14 protein-coding genes and 1 pseudogene are annotated in these 17,570 nt (G+C 52.2%); 9 read left to right on the top strand and 6 right to left on the bottom strand.

Going from position 1 to position 17,570, the window contains the following annotated elements; all coding sequences use genetic code 11:
- The first annotated feature begins 3 nt into the window (after positions 1 to 3).
- Positions 4 to 3,483 carry an EAL domain-containing protein gene (locus CXB77_RS11495; protein ID WP_105073974.1) on the top strand — a complete coding sequence of 1,160 codons (3,480 nt, stop codon included), beginning with the start codon at positions 4 to 6 and terminating at the stop codon, positions 3,481 to 3,483.
- Here the strand turns inward: CXB77_RS11495 and CXB77_RS11500 are convergent.
- The 6 genes from CXB77_RS11500 to CXB77_RS11525 all read right to left on the bottom strand — a co-directional run bounded on the left by CXB77_RS11500 (position 3,425) and on the right by CXB77_RS11525 (position 10,364).
- The gene (locus CXB77_RS11500; protein ID WP_347338121.1) at positions 3,425 to 6,133 is read right to left on the bottom strand and encodes a PAS domain S-box protein; all 2,709 of its coding nucleotides are present in this window, start codon (positions 6,131 to 6,133) and stop codon (positions 3,425 to 3,427) included. The genes CXB77_RS11495 and CXB77_RS11500 overlap by 59 nt on opposite strands.
- The gene (locus CXB77_RS11505) at positions 6,022 to 8,292 is read right to left on the bottom strand and encodes a PAS domain S-box protein (protein ID WP_105073976.1); all 2,271 of its coding nucleotides are present in this window, start codon (positions 8,290 to 8,292) and stop codon (positions 6,022 to 6,024) included. Before CXB77_RS11505 ends, CXB77_RS11500 begins: the two co-directional genes overlap by 112 nt.
- A complete protein-coding gene (locus CXB77_RS11510; RefSeq protein WP_242445653.1) occupies positions 8,285 to 8,740 on the bottom strand; it encodes a response regulator in 456 nt (151 codons plus the stop codon). The genes CXB77_RS11505 and CXB77_RS11510 overlap by 8 nt, the downstream gene beginning before the upstream one ends.
- 190 nt (positions 8,741 to 8,930) lie before the next feature.
- Positions 8,931 to 9,623: a sensor histidine kinase gene (locus CXB77_RS11515; protein WP_105073978.1), complete on the bottom strand. Its 693-nt coding sequence runs from the start codon at positions 9,621 to 9,623 to the stop codon at positions 8,931 to 8,933.
- Positions 9,599 to 10,075 (bottom strand): HAMP domain-containing protein, encoded by a 477-nt coding sequence (locus CXB77_RS11520; RefSeq protein ID WP_105073979.1) that lies wholly within the window; start codon positions 10,073 to 10,075, stop codon positions 9,599 to 9,601. The genes CXB77_RS11515 and CXB77_RS11520 overlap by 25 nt, the downstream gene beginning before the upstream one ends.
- A 67-nt stretch (positions 10,076 to 10,142) precedes the next feature.
- Positions 10,143 to 10,364, bottom strand: a complete 222-nt coding sequence (locus CXB77_RS11525) for a hypothetical protein (RefSeq protein ID WP_105073980.1) — start codon at positions 10,362 to 10,364, stop codon at positions 10,143 to 10,145.
- Between the two features lie 100 nt (positions 10,365 to 10,464).
- On the opposite strand from CXB77_RS11525, the gene CXB77_RS11530 reads away from it, so the two are divergent.
- The 8 genes and pseudogenes from CXB77_RS11530 to CXB77_RS11560 all read left to right on the top strand — a co-directional run bounded on the left by CXB77_RS11530 (position 10,465) and on the right by CXB77_RS11560 (position 17,502).
- Positions 10,465 to 10,926 (top strand): OsmC family protein, encoded by a 462-nt coding sequence (locus tag CXB77_RS11530; RefSeq protein WP_105073981.1) that lies wholly within the window; start codon positions 10,465 to 10,467, stop codon positions 10,924 to 10,926.
- A gap of 166 nt (positions 10,927 to 11,092) precedes the next feature.
- A pseudogene (gene nadB / locus CXB77_RS11535) lies at positions 11,093 to 12,720 on the top strand (L-aspartate oxidase).
- A gap of 52 nt (positions 12,721 to 12,772) precedes the next feature.
- Positions 12,773 to 13,213: a hypothetical protein gene (locus tag CXB77_RS19750; protein ID WP_172452646.1), complete on the top strand. Its 441-nt coding sequence runs from the start codon at positions 12,773 to 12,775 to the stop codon at positions 13,211 to 13,213.
- Positions 13,164 to 14,186: a sensor histidine kinase gene (locus tag CXB77_RS11540; protein WP_172452647.1), complete on the top strand. Its 1,023-nt coding sequence runs from the start codon at positions 13,164 to 13,166 to the stop codon at positions 14,184 to 14,186. The genes CXB77_RS19750 and CXB77_RS11540 overlap by 50 nt, the downstream gene beginning before the upstream one ends.
- A complete protein-coding gene (locus tag CXB77_RS11545; protein WP_105073983.1) occupies positions 14,179 to 14,859 on the top strand; it encodes a response regulator transcription factor in 681 nt (226 codons plus the stop codon). The genes CXB77_RS11540 and CXB77_RS11545 overlap by 8 nt, the downstream gene beginning before the upstream one ends.
- 92 nt (positions 14,860 to 14,951) lie before the next feature.
- Positions 14,952 to 15,233, top strand: a complete 282-nt coding sequence (locus CXB77_RS11550; protein ID WP_105073984.1) for a type II toxin-antitoxin system RelE/ParE family toxin — start codon at positions 14,952 to 14,954, stop codon at positions 15,231 to 15,233.
- Between the two features lie 9 nt (positions 15,234 to 15,242).
- Positions 15,243 to 15,584: a HigA family addiction module antitoxin gene (locus CXB77_RS11555; protein WP_105073985.1), complete on the top strand. Its 342-nt coding sequence runs from the start codon at positions 15,243 to 15,245 to the stop codon at positions 15,582 to 15,584.
- A 157-nt stretch (positions 15,585 to 15,741) separates the two neighbouring features.
- On the top strand, positions 15,742 to 17,502 hold the full coding sequence (locus tag CXB77_RS11560; RefSeq protein WP_146108801.1) for a hypothetical protein: 1,761 nt from the start codon (positions 15,742 to 15,744) through the stop codon (positions 17,500 to 17,502).
- Positions 17,503 to 17,570 lie beyond the last annotated feature (68 nt).

Genomic DNA, 17,570 nt, shown 5'->3' on the forward strand with positions numbered 1-17,570 from the left:
CGGATGAGTAGACAGCAAAAAGGGGGTCAGGATGACTCTGCTCGTATTAACGAATTGATTCATATTTCTCCCGAAGAATTGCGGGAACGTGCGCTGCTGGCGCTACAGCAAGGGCGTTTTGATCTTGCAGATGAAGTGCTCGCCAATAGCGATTTGAAAGTTGCGGCACTGGTTGAAAACCTGCGTATCTATCAAGCTGAACTCGAAATTCAGAATGAAGAATTGTTGCGTAGCCAGCGCCAAAGCCAAGACGCTTTGAATCGCTTTACCTCGTTTTTTAATAGCTTACCGGTAGCGGAATTGGTCATTGATCGCACTGGTTTAGTTAAAGAAAGCAATTTAGCGGCACAGCGATTATTTAATCTAAAAGATGCGCATTTTCATCAACATTTTTTTGCACGTTTAATTGACGAAGTAGATCGCAGCACGGTGGTTGGCGCGTGGTCAAAACTATCGGGCAATCAAACGCTTGAACTTCAGGAAATTCATTTTCGCGGCGGTAATCTCGGCTCCTTTATCGGTGATCTACATTTTGCGCCGCTGCCGACTATTGAGGATGCGCCGCCGCAATTTGTGTGCGCGGTGATTGATCGCAGCGATGCAGTGCGCCAGCGCCAAGATTTATTTGAAACCACCGAGCGGTTGCGTTGCAGCGAAGTCAATCTTAAAGAACGCTTGAAAGAGTTGGCGTGTTTACACGACGTGCTGGCAGCAACGCATCGAGTGGAAACGCCAGTTGAAGTGGCGTTGCGGCAAATCGTGGAGCGGCTTCCGGCGGCATGGCAGTTTGCGGAGCTGGCAGAGGCGCGAATTCGCTTGCCGGATGCGTGTTTTGAGACCGCCAATTTTGTCGTCACTGAATGGATGCTCACGGCGCGGATTTTTCTGGCGAAGGGTTGTCAGGGCGATATTTCAGTGATTTACCGCACTCCACCGGATAACGCAGAACGGGTGCATTTTCTGCCGGAAGAGCAATCGCTGTTAATGGCTGTAGCCACGCACGTCGCCGGCTTTTTAGATCGCCATGCCGATGAAGAACATCTGCGCGAAAGCCGCGAGCGTTATCGGGTGCTCGCGCAATACAGCCCGGATTGGGAATACTGGCTCGGTCCTGATGGCGTCTATCGTTATGTTTCTCCAGCTTGTTTCAAACTCACTGGTTATCCAGCCGAAGCCTTTATTGATGACCCGGAGCTGTTCGCGCATCTCATTCATCCAGCGGATCGGGCGCAGTGGCTCAAACACATTCAAACCTTAACGTCGATTGTCGATCCCAATGCCAGTGAAGTTGACAGTTTGGAATTGCGTATTTTCGCCCGCGACGGCGAGGAGCGTTGGATCGAACACATTTGTAATCCAGTGATTGCTGAAGATGGACGCTGTCTCGGTCGGCGTGGTGTCAATCGCAATATCACTGCGCGTAAACGTTTTGAAGAAGCATTGAAACGCAGCGAGGATTTTCTGAATGCCACCGGGCGAATGGCGAAAGTGGGCGGCTGGGAACTTGATCCCGTGACGAACACCATGCGCTGGACACCAGTGACGTATGACATTTTTGAGCTGGCGCTGACCGAAACGCCGTCATTCAAAGGTGGTCTGCAATTTTTTCATCCGAATGATCGCCCGAAATTAGAAAAAATGATGGATTTGGCGATCTCGCTAGGTCAGCCATTTGACACGCAGGCGCGAATTATCACGGCTCGCAATCGCTCAATTTGGGTGCAAGTGGCCTGTGAACCGCTGCTGGAGCACGGCGTCGCAGTCAAGTTATTGGGCACGATTCAGGACGTCAGTACGCGCATGGAAGCCGATAAATCTCTGCGGCAGGCAGCGCGAGTATTTGAAAACACTGCGGAAGGCGTGGTGATCACTGATCCTGAAGAACGGATTTTGGCGGTCAATCGCGCCTTCGTGGAAATCACCGGTTATACCGAGGAAGAAGTGCTCGGTGCGACACCGCGTTTGCTCAACTCTGGGCGACACAACGCCGAGTTCTACCATGATATGTGGGCAGAATTAAGCCGCGCTGGGCAATGGCGCGGCGAGCTGTGGAACCGTCATAAAAATGGGCAGATTTACCCGGAACTGATGACCATCAGCGCAGTGGTTGATGGCTGCGGTGAGTTAACGCATTACGTCGGCGTGTTCCGTGACATCACGCATCTCAAGCGGTCGGAAGAAAAACTGACCTATCTCGCGCATCACGATTCACTGACTGGGCTGCCGAATCGCACACTGTTTCAAGCGCGATTAGAACAATGTTTACAACGCGCTGCGCGTCGTCACCATCAAGTTGGGCTGCTGTTTTTAGATTTGGATCGCTTCAAAATCGTCAACGACACGCTGGGACATCCGGTCGGCGATGCGCTGCTTAAACAGGTAGCGAACGTACTTTCCAAACAGGTGCGCGAATCCGACACCATCGCCCGCCTCGGCGGTGACGAGTTCGTCATCATTCTCGACGACATTCCGGCAGCGCGGTTTGCTGCCAATTTTGCCGAGCGGCTGATGTCCGCATTCAGCCAGCCGTTCATCGTGGAAGAACACGAATTATTTGTGACCGCCAGCATGGGCGTGAGTTTGTATCCGCAAGACGGCGTGGACATCGACGCGCTGGTGCGTCATGCCGACATCGCCATGTATCAGACTAAAAACGGCGGGCGCAACGGTTTCTGTTTCTTTGACTCGGCGATGACCGAGGGCGCAACCGAGCGGCTGCGGTTGGAGCACGACCTGCACGGCGCACTGACGCGCCAAGAATTTTTTCTGCATTATCAACCGCAAATTGATCTGAGCAGCCAGCAATTGCGCGGCGTGGAAGCCTTGTGTCGCTGGCAACATCCACTTCTCGGCATGATTTCGCCGAACCAATTTATTCCAATTGTCGAAGACATTGGACTGATTGATCGCCTTGGCGCGTGGGTGCTGGAGGAAAGCTGTCAACAGATCATTCGCTGGGATCAAGCGGGTTTTCTCGTGCCGCGTCTGGCGGTCAATCTGTCGGTGCGAGAGCTGGAACGTAAAAGTTTAGTGACTGAAATTAAAGATATTCTGGAACGCACTGGCGTTGCGCCAGAACGTCTTGAATTGGAAGTCACCGAGTCGATGATTATGCGCAACCCGGAAAGCGGCATTCAAACGTTGGCGGCATTGCGCGAGCTGGGCGTGACGCTGGCGGTGGACGATTTCGGCACGGGCTATTCGTCGCTGGCGTATCTCAAACGGCTGCCACTTAACCGCTTGAAAATTGACCGTTCTTTTGTGGAAAAGTTAACGCAAGACACCAATGACGATGCGATTGTGCGAGCGATTCTCGCGTTGGGTCGCAGTCTGGGTTTGGAAACGCTCGCTGAGGGCATTGAAACGTCAGCGCAGGTCGCATTTTTGCTAGAAGAAAACTGTGTCGAAGGGCAGGGTTATTTATTCAGTCATCCGATGATGCCGGAGGAATTGGCGAGAACGTGGCGAACTCCCGTGTTTTGAAAGTGCGTAACGTATTCAACGCTGCTTGATAATCAAAACGCTCAATTTGACGATTCAATTGACGCGCCTGTTCGCCAAATGTCCGCAATAACAGTGCTTCGTTTTCCTCAAAAAGCGTATTGACTGCCGTGTCATCAATCATAAGCAGTGCTTCTAATTGATCAATTAACGCTGCAATCACCTTTGATTCAATGTCAATCACAACCGATGGATTGATGGTCGGCGGAGTCAAAACGACTAAACGATCGGTGATGTCGCGCAGCAATGTCTCTAATAGATTTGCCAATTGAAAGGCCTGACGTGTTGCTTCTGGCAATTCAGCGCGAGCGTTGTATTCGGTGCTGGCAGCCAAGGTTTGTAAACGTTTTGCAAATAGATTGCCTGCCGTTCCTTTCAACGTGTGCGCGAGAAAAGCCAAGCGCGTCATCTCACCGCGGCTGGCGGCGTGGCGCAAATCATCGGGATAGGTCACGCATCCGACCAGCACCGATTCCAACAACTTCGGCAAAAACGCTGGGCGGGTTTGATAACGCAGCGCCAGCGCCGTCCAATCCATCAGCGGTGCGTCATGGTATTGCTCATCTGTTGGCGATTCCGGCAGCAGCGGCGGCACATCAGCGGCAGTCGTTGCGGTTAGCGATAAGGTGGCGCATTTCAAAATCACCTCGACCAGCGTTTCCAATTCCACTGGTTTAGCGACGTGATCGATCATGCCCGCGTTCAAACATTGCCGCCGTTCCGACGGCAGCGCGTGGGCAGTCAAACCCACAATCGGCAATGTTGGTCGATATGCGTGAATCAGTCGCGCTGCTTCAAAGCCGTCCATCACCGGCATTTGCACATCCATCAACACCAGATCAAACGCAGGTGTCGTGTTACTCGTGACCTGCTCCACGGCTTGCAACCCGTTTTCCACCTGCACCAGCCGACAGCCTTCGTCCCGCAACAATTCTTTGAGCACCAAACGGTTCACTGAATTATCTTCGGCAACCAAAATCACCAACCCGTGCAAACGTTGCCGCACATCGAGTAACGGCGGTGCAAACGGAACCTTGGCATCGGTAATCACGCCTTTGGCATTGCACAACGGAATCTGCACGGCAAAGCAAGTGCCCTGACCAAGCTGACTGGTTGCCGTGATCGTGCCGCCCATCATGTCAACCAAGCGTTTACTGATTGCCAGCCCCAGCCCAGTGCCACCAAAACGGCGCGTAATCGAACCATCTGCCTGTTCAAACGGACGAAAGAGCCGCGACACCTGCTGCTCGGTCATGCCGATGCCGCTGTCAGTGACGGTAAACAGCAGGCAGTTGTCAGTCGGTGGGCAATGCTCAGTGATCAGTTGACAGTGGTCTGGTTTCAGTGGGCAGTTTTCAATCATTGACTGGCTGACGCTGCGTTTATCGGCGTTGAGTGGTTGATTGCCAGTTGACTGACAATTTTCCATCAACCGGCAACTTTCCACCGCCAGCCGCACGCTGCCGTGTTCGGTGAACTTGATCGCATTGGACAGCAGATTGCCGAGCACCTGCGTCAGCCGCAGCGCGTCACCTTGGCAAGTCGCGGGCAAGTTTGGAGAAATTTCAACCCGCAGTTCTAAACCCTTATCTAGCGCCCGTTCGCGCAATTGATCCGCTGCGTGTTCGATCACCTCGCGCACGTCCAACGAACCCTGTTCGAGGTTAAGTTTGCCGGCTTCCATTTTGGAGAAATCCAAAATGTCGTTCACAACGCCCAGCAGCAATTGCCCAGAATCGAGAATACGTCTAAAGAAATCCTGAGATTTACGTCCTTCGCTTTGGCGCACACCAATTTGGGCAAATCCCAGCACGGCATTGAGCGGAGTGCGGATTTCATGGCTCATGTTGGCGAGAAATTCACTTTTTAACCGCGCCAGCCGCTCGGCTTCTGCCAATGCCGCTTCTCGCGCTGCTTCCGTTTGTTTTTGCACGGAAATATCAAAAAAGCTCACGACTGCGCCGATCAGTTCGCCGTTGCGATACATCGGATGCGACGAATAAGACACGGGAAACGAATGTCCGTCGGCGTGCCAAAACACGTCTTCATCTTGTCGCAGCACTTCGCCGTGCAATAACGCCCGTTGAATCGGACAGTCTTCTTTGGAATATGGCGAACCGTCGGCGTGGCGGTGGTGAATCAAATCGTGCATACATTGACCCAGTACCTGCTCGGCGGTGTAACCGATCATGGCGCAGGCAGCCGGGTTGATGAAGGTGGCAACACCATTGACATCTTCGCCATACAGCCCGTCAGCACTGGATTCGAGAATCAGGCGACTGCGTTCCTCGGTACTTTTGAGTTCGGCGGTGCGGGTTTCCACCAGCTCTTCCAAATGCAGACGGTAATGTTTCAGCTCTTCTTCAACCTGCTTATGACTGGTGATGTCTTCTTTGACTGCGAGGTAATGGGTGATTTGACCATCCGGCTGGCGCACCGGCGAAATGATCGCCAATTCCACATATTCGCTGCCGTCTTTGCGCCGATTGTGAAATTCACCGCGCCATACCTCGCCAGCTTTCAATGTCGCCCAGAGTTCGTCATACACCCAGCGCGGCGTGTTCCCGGATTGGAGAATGCGCGGATTTTGATGATTCGCTTCTTCGAGCGTGTAACCAGAAACCGCGTAAATGCTGGATTGGCGTATTCAATTTGCGCATTGAGATCAGTAATCACGATGCTGGTGGGGCTTTGCTCCACTGCCAAAGACAGCTTGCGTAATTCTTCATCAACCCGTTTACGCGCACTGATGTCCAGATGCGTTCCCGCCATGCGCAGCGGCTGTCCGTTTTCATCGCGGACGACGACCTTGCCGCGATCCAGAACCCACAGCCAATGCCCGTCCTTGTGGCGCAAACGCAATTCACATTCGTAATGCGAAGTGAGTCCTTGAAAATGCTCATCTAATTTTTTATTAACGAGTTCAAGATCATCGGCATGACACCGATCAAGCCAAGTTTGGAGGGTGGTCGGCTGCAACTCAGCGAGCGTATAGCCGAGCATTTCAGCCCAGCGTTCATTGAACTGGGTTTTGCCGGTTTGCACCTGCCAATCCCACATGCCCATGTCCGAACCTTCGAGCGCCAGCGTCAGCCGTTCCCGACTTTCCTCCAGCGCCCGCTCCAACGCTTTTCGTTCGGTGACATCTGCGTACACCGTCACCAGTTCTCCATGTGGCAGCCGATAGATGAAGTTCTCGCGCCAGCCGGAAATCCGTTCATCTTGATAGAACGTCGGCGGCATATCTTCCGATTGACCGGTGCGCCACACCCGCTGCCACACCGCTAACAAACCGCTGGCAGCAATCCCCGGAAACACTTCGGTCACGGGTTTGCCGAGCATTGCGGAGCGTGTCAACTGTTCAATGCGTTCAACGGCGTGGTTAGCATCGCGGAAATAAAACTCTAATCCGTCATCGCTAGCGTCATACACGCAGACGCCGTTGCGCATATTTTCAAACAGGGCATGAAATCGCTCTTCACTCTCTCGCAACGCCTGTTCAGCGCGGCGCTGGCGCACGATCCGCCAAATCTCATTGGCGATGAGCTGCACACTTTCCACGTCTAACTCGGTGTAGAGACTGTCTTTATTGCCCACGCCCGCAATCATGCGCACCCGATCGCCTTCCATCACCGGCACACTAATCAAGCGGGTCAATTCCGCGTGACCTTCGGGCAGACCGTGTTTGTACGACGCAGTGGCGTAATCGTTAAACACCACCGGCATTCGGTTGCGCAGCGCATCTGCCCAAATGCCAGCCTGACTAATTGGATAATGCCGATCAAAAGCAGCTTGGCAATAACTCTCCAAAGTGCGCCGCGACCAAGTCACCAGCTCGATGGTTTCTTGATCGTCATTAACGAAATGAATAAAGGCGATGCGACTTTCGGTCAGTTCTTCCGCCAGCTCCTGCCCCACCTGCATGAATTCCGCTTCATCAAGTCGTTCGGCAGCGCGGGGCAATTCGAGTAAGGCGCTGGCGCGACGCGCCTGCAACTGCAACATCGCCACTTGCCGTTTGCGTTCAGTGATTTCGCGGTCGATCCCGCGATAACCAAGCAGTTGACCATCGGCACTAAAAATCGGAATGCCGCTGGTTTCCATTTCAATTAGCGTCCCATCGCGGTGTACACAGGTGTTTTCCAACAATGAAAACGATTCTCGTTTGGCAGTGATCTCAGCAAACCGGGCAGCAATGCGCACTGCTTCTGCGGGCAGCATGAATGCGGTCAAATGTTGACCGAGCATTTCTTCTGGCGCGTAGCCGAGCAGCCGTTGTGACGCAGGACTGACGTAGGTGTAGCAACCAGCAACGTCTACTTCCCAAATCCAATCGAGCGTGGTTTCCACAATGGCGCGGAAACGCTCTTCGCTGTCACGCAGGGATTGTTCAGTGCGATGCAAGGCTTTTTGACGACGCGCTGTTTCTAGCGCCCGCTCCAATGCCATTGGTAAACGCGTAAGCAAATGCTTGAGTACATAATCATTCGCCCCATTACATAACAGTTCTACTGCGCCTTCTTCGCCGAGTGCACCAGTGACAAAAATAAAAGGTAAATCGGGATCGCGTTCACGCACTAAATTGAGCGCCTGCACACCGTCAAAATGCGGCAGGCTGTAATCGGCAAGAATAGCGTCTGGACAAAAATCGTTGAGTGCGTTGACAAAAGAATCGTGTTGATCGACGCGCAGAGTGATTAAGTTCAATCCAGACTTTTTCAAAAAACGTGCGATCAACTCGGCATCGGTCGGGTGATCTTCTAAAAGCAAAATGCGTAGCGGTTCAGTCATTGCGAATATCAGGGGGAACACGGTTAACGAGCACCCAATACATACCTAAGTCAGCGACAGTACGGGCAAATTCATCAAAAGCGACGGGTTTAGGGACAAAGCTATTCACGCCGAGTTGATAGGTTGCCACTAAATCCTGTTCTTCTTTTGATGATGTAAGAATGACAACGGGCAAATCGCGGGTATCGGCATTGGCGCGAATCTGTGCGAGTACTTCTAAACCATCTAATTTGGGTAGTCGTAAATCTAGTAATACCACGCGGGGAAGCGTTGCTGAACGCCCAGCATATTCACCGCGCTGAAAGAGAAAATCCAAGGCAGCAACGCCATCTTTTACCCATTCTAAATGATTAGCAAGATGATGTTTTTTTAAGGCACGAATCGCTAATTCTGCATCATTGGGGTTGTCTTCCACCAATAAAATGTCAACGACTAATTCTCTTTCCATTACATCCATCCCGTTTATTAAAATATGCTGAAATCAAGAGGTCGTCGCAATCAGCCCAACTTAATAATCGCTGCCGCATGAAAAACTGCCTTGATGTTCTGATAACGGTTTAATTCAATCTTGGTGATGGATGACTGTGGTGCAAATTGTGTTGAGTTGCCAACTACGGCAACCCAACCTACGATTAAAATCAGGTCATTGGTAAAGTAAAACAAAAGGTTGCGCCTTTACCAACTTCACCGATACCAGTCACTTCACCATGATGTTTTTGAATAAAACGTTTGACAATTGCCAGCCCCACGCCAGTGCCTTCAAATTCGTCCATGCCGTGCAACCGCAAAAATAACCCAAATAATTTGTCGCGGTAAGCCGGATCGAAACCTGCGCCATTGTCCGTCACGCAATAACGGATCATATTGCCTTCGCGCTGGGCAGTGACGGCAATTCGCGCTGGGTTGCATCCAGCTGAAAATTTCAGCGCATTGCCGAGCAGATTTTGCCAAACCTGCCGCAGTGCGCGTGCATCGCCATAAATAGCCGGCAGCGGCGCACATTCAAACACAATTGGGCGTTCATGTTGTTGTTCAATCAGCGCATCCCACACTTCGAACACCAACGCCGTCATCTCAATTTGCGTCGGCTCCAATTCCAATCGCCCGGCGCGAGATAACGCCAAAATATCGTTAATAAGTTGCTCCATTTTTTTAGCATTGGTGCTAACAACTGCAAATAAGCGCAAGCCTTCAGCATCCAATAGTGGCGCATATTCTTCCATTAAAATAGCGACAAAACCGTCAATTGCTCGCAGCGGAGCGCGTAAATCGTGCGATACTGAATAACTGAAGTTTTCCAAATCCTTCACTGCGTTTTCCAATTCCGCCATGTGAATTCCCGCGACTGTTCTGCTTGCGCTAACCGCTGCGACATGAGATTAAACTCTCGCGCCAACTGACTAAACTCATCGTTTCCATTGATGCGCAGCGGCGGTGGAATACCATTTAAGCTCTGCGTCTGCGCACCAAGATTGAGAAGATGCAGCGCCGTAGCAATACGATAAAGCACCGGAATCATCAGAAGTAAAACCAATATAGCGGTGGTAATAATGAGAATAAATTCAATTTTCCATAATTCATTGCTGTAATCGACGACATGATGATGACTGAGTAGTCGTAACTGATGCAGAATTGGTTGAATACGACTGATTTCAATCTGAAACCGCCGCGCTAATTGCTGCGTTTGCACGACATCTGCGGCAGTGAGCATGGGTAAATACAGCGCATCTAATTCCATCACGAGCCAATGCGTATGGGTAATGCTGCGACGTAATTCACTCACCAGTGTTGGTGCGGCAGGGTATTCAAAACGTTGTCCACGACATAGGCTTGAATTTCTAACGAATCAATCAGTAAATACGCTTGTTTCGATAGTGGCTGGCGCGAGTTTCCAGAAAGCGTTGCACCGTCGCTTGCAGTTGCTCTACTTGATCGAGCATTCCGTCAGCAACTGCGGTGAGATCGCGCAATTCACTGAGGTTTGCGTGACCACGATAAGCCGTGATCCCAAACGTGATTGCCATCAGCAGCGGCAAAATCCCAATGAGTTTTAATTTGGTCTTGATCCCCATGATAATCACCGATGAATTGGCGGCTCAGGCCGCACTGAGGTCAAGAAGCTGAAATAACTCAATTTTTGTTAATATCAACATTATTTTAGGAACACACGACATGTCAGAAGAAGGGCGTTTTACCATTCGTCTTGAACAGCAAGAGGGTTTCCAAATTAACGTGGGTTTTGATTGGAAACGTGCACCTGATCTCATCATGGACGAGCCGCCGCCACTTGGCGAACAATCTGGTCCGAATGCGTCGCGGCTATTGGCAGCCGCAGCGGCTAATTGTTTAAGCGCGAGTTTGCTGTATTGCGTGTTCAAAGAAGAACCGCCAGACAATTGTTTACGCGCTGAAGCAACCTGCATCATGGTTCGCAATGCGCAGAAACGCCAACGGATTGGCGGTTTGGAAGTCACGCTGATTGTGAATGAATTAGTCACTGCGTCGCCGCGTTTTGCTCGCTGTAAAACACTGTTTGAAGATTTTTGTGTGGTGTCGGCGAGTATTCGTCAAGGCATTCCGCTGCGTGTGACGGTGCAGAATGAACAGGGCGTTATTTTGCATCAGTCCGAATAAAATGTATTGAATGTAAAAAGTTGTCGGTTGTCAGTAGGAAACGCAATGACGATTACCAATTGATAACTGACAACGCTAATCATTCCTTGAATGATTAAATGCGTCACCATGAATACAAATACCCTGCAATTTCATTAAAAACATCAAGCGAGTGAGCTAAAAAACTATGCCCCAAATTCCGGTGCGTCATGACGTTTTAATTCTCGGTAGCGGCGCAGCAGGGTTGAGTCTCGCGCTGCGCTTGCGGGACGATATTTCCGTTGCTGTGATTTCTAAACGTGATTTGCGCGAAGGCAGCACGTTATATGCACAGGGCGGAATTTCTGCCGTGCTTGATGCGCAGGATTCAGTGGCATCGCATGTTGCCGATACGCTCGAAGCGGGCGCTGGTTTGTGTGAACCCGCAGTTGTGCAACACATCGTAGAACGCGGTCCAGATAATATCGGTTGGCTATTCAATCAAGGCGTTGCGTTCACCCGCGATGCGCAATACACCTCCGCTGGCGGTTATCACCTCACCCGCGAAGGTGGGCACACCTATCGCCGCGTCGTTCATGCCGCAGATGCCACTGGTCACGCAGTGGAAACCACGCTGGAGGCGCAAATTCGCACTCGCGCCAATGTCAGCCTGTATGAACAGCACATCGCTGTCGATCTCATTACCGCCCGTCATCATCTCCGCGATGCGCAGGAACATCGCTGTCTCGGTGCTTACATTTTGAACCGTGAGACTGGACAAGTAGAAACCTTTTTAGCGCGTTTTGTCGTACTCGCGACTGGCGGCGCGAATAAAGTTTATCTCTACACCAGCAATCCCGATGTTTCCACTGGTGACGGTATTGCGATGGCATGGCGTGCTGGGTGTCGCGTTGCCAATATGGAATTCATGCAATTCCATCCTACCTGTTTATATCATCCGCAAGCACGCACTTATTTAATTAGTGAAGCACTGCGCGGCGAGGGTGCACATTTATTGTTACCGGATGGCGAACGTTTCATGCTGCGCTTTGATCGTCGTGCCGAATTAGCCCCGCGTGACATCGTCGCTCGTGCTATTGACCACGAAATGAAACGGCTCGGCGCAGAATGCGTTTATCTCGATATTTCACATCAATCGGCTGATTTTATCACTACGCATTTCCCGACTATTTACGGGCGTTGTTTAGAATTGGGCATTGACATTACCCGCGAACCAATTCCGGTTGTTCCGGCTGCGCATTACACCTGCGGCGGCGTGATGGTCGATCAATATGCGCGAACTGATGTGCCCGGTTTATATGCCACTGGTGAAACTGCGTACACGGGTTTACACGGCGCAAATCGATGGCGAGTAATTCATTATTAGAATGCTTGGTTTATTCAGAATCCGCAGTAGCAGATATTGAACGACAAATTATCAATTGCCCATTTCCGCCAGAAGTGCCGAATTGGGATGACAGCCGCGTCACCGAGCCGGATGAAGAAGTTGTGGTCACGCATAATTGGGATGAATTGCGGCGCTTTATGTGGGATTACGTCGGCATTGTGCGGACGAATAAGCGGTTGCGCCGGGCGAAACGACGAGTGGATTTGCTGGCGCAGGAAGTGATTGAATACTACAGTCATTTTCGCGTGAATAACGATTTAATTGAGCTGCGCAATCTCATTGACGTTGCTGATTTAATTGTGCAATCGGCGCTGCGCCGCCGTGAAAGTCGCGGACTGCATTACACGCTGGACTTTCCCAATTTGGATGCGACGCAATGTCGCCCAACCATTTTAATTCCAGATAGTTATCAACCGCGTCAGGATTGAATAACACAGAATAATTAAAGCGCATACGCTAACTCATCAGGATATTAAAATCATGCTATTTGATGCCCGCACAGGGTTTGTTTATATGAGCGCGATGAGCGTCGTCATGGCACTCGCCATTTGGATCGTGTTGCGCGGTCAACGCACATCATCGGTGTGGTATTGGTGCGGCGGTGGTCTCGCCGTCGCTGCCGGCTCCATGCTCATGGCACTGCGCGATGTGCTGCCGCCAATTGCGTATGAACTGGGCAATTTATGTATCTTCGTGGCGTTTGCCGCCAAAGTGCAATCTTTGCGCTTGGAAGCCGGTCAATCCGCATCTTGGCATCGGTTTGGTGGGCGAATCGCTGCTGTTTCTCGTCTATTCACTTTCTGTTGCGTGTTACCACCAGACGTCGCTCAATTTCCTGTTCGGAATTGCCAGTTTCACCCTGATGAATGTCTTGCTGACCAAGTGGGCGTGGCGACTCTGGCGCGAGCAACAGATTTTTAGCGCCTTCTGGATTGGACTCGGTTATGCCGTGATGACGCTGATGTTTAGTTTTCGCTTCATCGTCGTCGCCTCAGGCTATTTTCATCCCACGATTCTTACCCAAGGCGCAGATGCGTTGGTGTTGGCGCTCGCGTCCGTCGTCGTCGCCATCATCAGCAACATGGGTTATCTGGGTATTCATCTTGAACGCTCCACCAGCGCCAAAATGACTGCGGCCGCCGCGCAAGCACGGGCAGAAGAAAATCAGCGCCTGAGTGAACAGCTCACCCAACTGGATCGCCAGCGGTGTCTGGGCGCGATGTCGGTATCGCTGGGGCACGAGTTGAATCAGCCACTGGCTGCGATCTTGACCAATGCGCAAATCGTGCAACGCGGTTTGCAACAGGCTGCCACCAGCGATGCGGCTCATGCCGCGCCCATCGGCGAGTTTTTAGAGCGCATCGTGTCCAATACCCAACGCGCCAGCCAAATCATCGAGCGCATTCGTGGCTTTATTCGTCCGCGCCCAACGCAGTGCGAACTGCTGGCGTTGCAGCAGTTGGTGCCGGAGGTCGTCAAACTGATTGCTGCCGAAGCACGAGCGCAGCGGGTGACGATCACGCTTGACCCGGACATGCCGCCGTTGCGGATCAACGCTGACTCGGTGCAACTGTCGCAAATCCTCATCAATGTCCTGCGCAACGCGATTGAGGCGCTGGCTGGTGCCGAACGCCGTGAGATTCACATCAGTTTGAGCGAGGAGACGGGGATGGCAGTGCTGCGCATGTGTGACACGGGAGCGGGGTTGAGCGCCGAGGCGCTGGCGCGAGTTGGCGAACCGTTTTTTAGTACTAAAACCAGTGGGTTGGGGATGGGAATCACGATTTCGCAAACCATCGCGGCGCAGCACGGTGGTGATTTAACTCTGACCAATGCACCGAGCGGCGGCGCAGTGGCGACACTGACCTTGCCGCTTGCGTTCGGCAATGGCTGACGATGCGCCACGCCGTCGCCCCGTGACCGTCGCTGATCAAGAACGGGCAGCGCGCTGTGCGCGGGGGCGGGTGGTGTTGATTGATGATGATGCCGAGATTTGTTTTATCTACGCCGTTTTGATCGAGTTGGAAGGTTATGCCTGCGAGACGTTCGCGTCAGCGACGGCGTTTTTAACCACGCTGCGAGAGAAGCAGCCGCGCTTCCCCGGTCCATGCTGTGTGCTGTGCGATGTGAGTATGCCGGACATTGATGGGCTGGAATTGCAGCGCCAGTTGGCGTTGTACCGCGACGCACCGCTGATTTTTATCAGTGGGAGCAGCGGCATTGATGAGGCGATTACAGGATTTCGAGCGGGTGCGGTGGATTTTCTGATTAAACCGGTTGATGCCGACGTGCTGCTGGCTGCGGTGGCGAAGGCGCTGGCGCTGAGTACCGAGCGCCAGTTGGCGAGGGAACGGCGGACGGTCGTGATTGCACGGATGGCGTTGCTCACCGAGCGCGAGCGTGAGGTGATTCAGCGGGTGGCACAAGGTCAGACGAATGCTGAGATTGGCGCGGCGCTCGGCATTGTTGAGCGCACCGTTAAGTTTCATCGCCAAAACGCGATGGAAAAACTCGCGGTTGAAAGCGTGATTGAACTGGTGCGCTTGGTGGATGAGATGCAGTTGTAGTGGTCGGAAACAGCATGGACACGATCAGGAATATTCACCGTTACTTACCCTTATCGCTTGGTAATAGTATCGTTGAGCGATAACATCAATCTATGATTATTTCATTCCACACTGATGCGACAGAAACCGTCTGGCAAGGTCGCTTTACCAAGAAGCTACCGAGTCAGATTCAGGAGATCGCACGTCGGAAACTGCGCATGATCAATGCCGCACAGCGCCTAGACGATTTGCGTATCCCGCCCGCCAATCGTCTGGAAGCACTCTCAGGAGATCGCGCCGGACAGCACAGCATCCGAATTAACGATCAGTGGCGCATTTGTTTCGTGTGGAACAGCGGTCACGCCGAGCGCGTGGAAATTTGCGACTATCACTGAGGAAACAGCATGGACACGATCAAAAATATTCACCCCGGCGAGGTGCTGCGCGAGGAGTTTTTGGAACCAATGGGCATCAGCCAATACCGGCTCGCCAAGCAGATTGGTGTGCCGGCGATGCGCATTAGCGAAATTTGCTCCGGCAAGCGCGGCGTTACGGCGGATACGGCGTTGCGGTTATCCCGCGCTTTTGGCACAACGCCGGGATTTTGGCTGACTTTACAGACCGACTACGACACGGAAGAAGTGCTGCGCACACATGGCGAGGAATTGACGCGGATTCAACCGCTGGCGGCGTGGCTTGCCCGACCGAGGCGGGCGCTGCTGAGTATTAGCAAAAATACCACATAAAAATTTGACGAACCTGCCCTAAAGGACAGGTGTATGAATTTTTATTCTCGTTAATCTGAAACCGGCGGGCAGGCGCACGATGTCTTTTAGTGCGTTTGCTAGTGGCATTCCGAGCGAATACCAGTTGGTTTTTCAAATAGTGACGAGGATTGATTTTATGTTTCGCATTTTGACCCGATGGTCGTGGGTTGCGTTGGCAGCCGCCATATCATTCGCACCCGCTGCGCAGGCAGCACGGGTGTCGCTGGAGGATTTACAAACCTCTATCAATACGTTGAGCAACACTGTTTCAACGCTTCAAACGAAAGTGACTCAGTTAGAAACCGAAAACGCGAATTTGAAAGCGCAGGTCGCGGCTTTACCAGCAGCACCCGATTTGTCGGATTATGTGAAAACCGACGATCTACCGGCAGACATTTCCACGCTATCAACCAGCGTGACTACCCTGAATAACAAACTGGCTTGCGTGAGCAGTACCAGCAACGCCAACGAGTTACTGTTATCTGGTTGTAACGTGCGCGTGGTCAATGGTGTTGGCGTCACCGAGTCGAAAAATGGCAAGGGCAATTTGATTATGGGTTACAACGAGTCGGATTCTTCTAGCCGTGACCGCACCGGCTCACATAACCTGATCGTTGGGCCGCTGCACAGCTATTCGGCGGTTAGCGGTTTGATCGCCGGTTATCACAATACTGTTAGCGGCAATTACGCCAGCGTCACCGGCGGTTTGTACAACACCGCCACTGGGATTTCAGCCAGTGTTCAGGGTGGTCAAGCGAACATTGCATCTGGCTATCGCTCTGCTGTCAGCGGTGGCGTCGAGAACAAAGCCGAGGGCCAAACGTCGGTTATCAGTGGTGGACGTTACAACGTCGTGACGGGTGATTACGCCAGCGTAACAGCGGGGGCGCGTAATCAGGCATCGGCTGCTTATGCCAGCGTCAGCGGGGGCGAGGACAATATCGCTTCAGCGCAAGCTGCGACCGTCACCGGCGGCAAAGCGATCACTGTGGCAACACAGTACGGCGTTCCGCCCGTCAGCTCGGTTGATCTAACCGGCTATGTGACAACAACGGCACTTGATACCAAGTTGATGCCCTACGCCAAAACCGCTGAACTGCCAGCGTTCCCCGATCTCACCACATTCCTCACTGCGGCTGATCTCGCGCCCTACGCCCAAAAAACTGATCTGCCCAGTCTATCGGGCTATGTCACAACTGGGGCACTCGGTACCACGCTGTCTGGCTACGCCCAAAAAACTGACCTGCCCAATCTATCAAGTTACGTCACAACAGCGGCGCTCGATAACGCGCTGTCGGGTTACACAACCAGCATCGCTGCTCTGGAAGACGACCTCGCTTGTATTAGCACAGACAGCGACAGTGAAAATCTTTATTTCACTGGTTGCAACGTCCATGTACGCAACAATACAGGGTCTACCAAATCGAAAAATGGCAAGGGCAATTTAATTCTTGGCTATAACGAAGAGCCGACTGATTGGGATATTTCAGGCGGTTGGATGACAGCGGTTGAGCGGACTGGTTCTCATAACTTGGTCGTCGGAATAAAACACAGTTACACGGCAACCGGCGGTTTTCTAGCGGGTTATCACAATTCCGTGACCGCAGATTTTGGCAGCGTGTCTGGCGGTAGTGACAATTTAGCTTCAGGTGAGGTTGCCAGCGTCAGCGGTGGTGAACACAACATTGCTTCGAGTTATCGCTCCAGCGTCAGCGGCGGGAATAACAACACCGCCTCGGGTACTTTCTCCAGCGTCAGCGGCGGCAAAGAGAACGTCGCCTCGGGTCCTATCTCCAGCGTCAGCGGTGGTGAAGACAACATTGCTTCGGGTTCTCGCTCCAGCATTAGCGGTGGGCAATCTCAAACAACTCCAGATTCCTACTCTTATGCACCCTAATCCTTAGCTAGACGTAAAACCGCCACCGGGCGTTATGCGTTCGGTGGCAATTCGCCTAACAACTATTC

Source organism: Chromatium okenii, assembly GCF_002958735.1.
GTDB lineage: Bacteria > Pseudomonadota > Gammaproteobacteria > Chromatiales > Chromatiaceae > Chromatium > Chromatium okenii_A.

Bases quoted from the DNA above. Each gene is read 5' to 3' on its own strand.
- CXB77_RS11495 (WP_105073974.1), top strand. From the start codon at position 4: ATGAGTAGACAGCAAAAAGGGGGTCAGGATGACTCTGCTCGTATTAAC.
- CXB77_RS11505 (WP_105073976.1), bottom strand. From the start codon at position 8,292: ATGACTGAACCGCTACGCATTTTGCTTTTAGAAGATCACCCGACCGAT.
- CXB77_RS11510 (WP_242445653.1), bottom strand. From the start codon at position 8,740: ATGGAAAGAGAATTAGTCGTTGACATTTTATTGGTGGAAGACAACCCC.
- CXB77_RS11515 (WP_105073978.1), bottom strand. From the start codon at position 9,623: ATGGCGGAATTGGAAAACGCAGTGAAGGATTTGGAAAACTTCAGTTAT.
- CXB77_RS11525 (WP_105073980.1), bottom strand. From the start codon at position 10,364: ATGGGGATCAAGACCAAATTAAAACTCATTGGGATTTTGCCGCTGCTG.
- CXB77_RS11530 (WP_105073981.1), top strand. From the start codon at position 10,465: ATGTCAGAAGAAGGGCGTTTTACCATTCGTCTTGAACAGCAAGAGGGT.
- CXB77_RS19750 (WP_172452646.1), top strand. From the start codon at position 12,773: ATGCTATTTGATGCCCGCACAGGGTTTGTTTATATGAGCGCGATGAGC.
- CXB77_RS11545 (WP_105073983.1), top strand. From the start codon at position 14,179: ATGGCTGACGATGCGCCACGCCGTCGCCCCGTGACCGTCGCTGATCAA.
- CXB77_RS11550 (WP_105073984.1), top strand. From the start codon at position 14,952: ATGATTATTTCATTCCACACTGATGCGACAGAAACCGTCTGGCAAGGT.
- CXB77_RS11555 (WP_105073985.1), top strand. From the start codon at position 15,243: ATGGACACGATCAAAAATATTCACCCCGGCGAGGTGCTGCGCGAGGAG.
- CXB77_RS11560 (WP_146108801.1), top strand. From the start codon at position 15,742: ATGTTTCGCATTTTGACCCGATGGTCGTGGGTTGCGTTGGCAGCCGCC.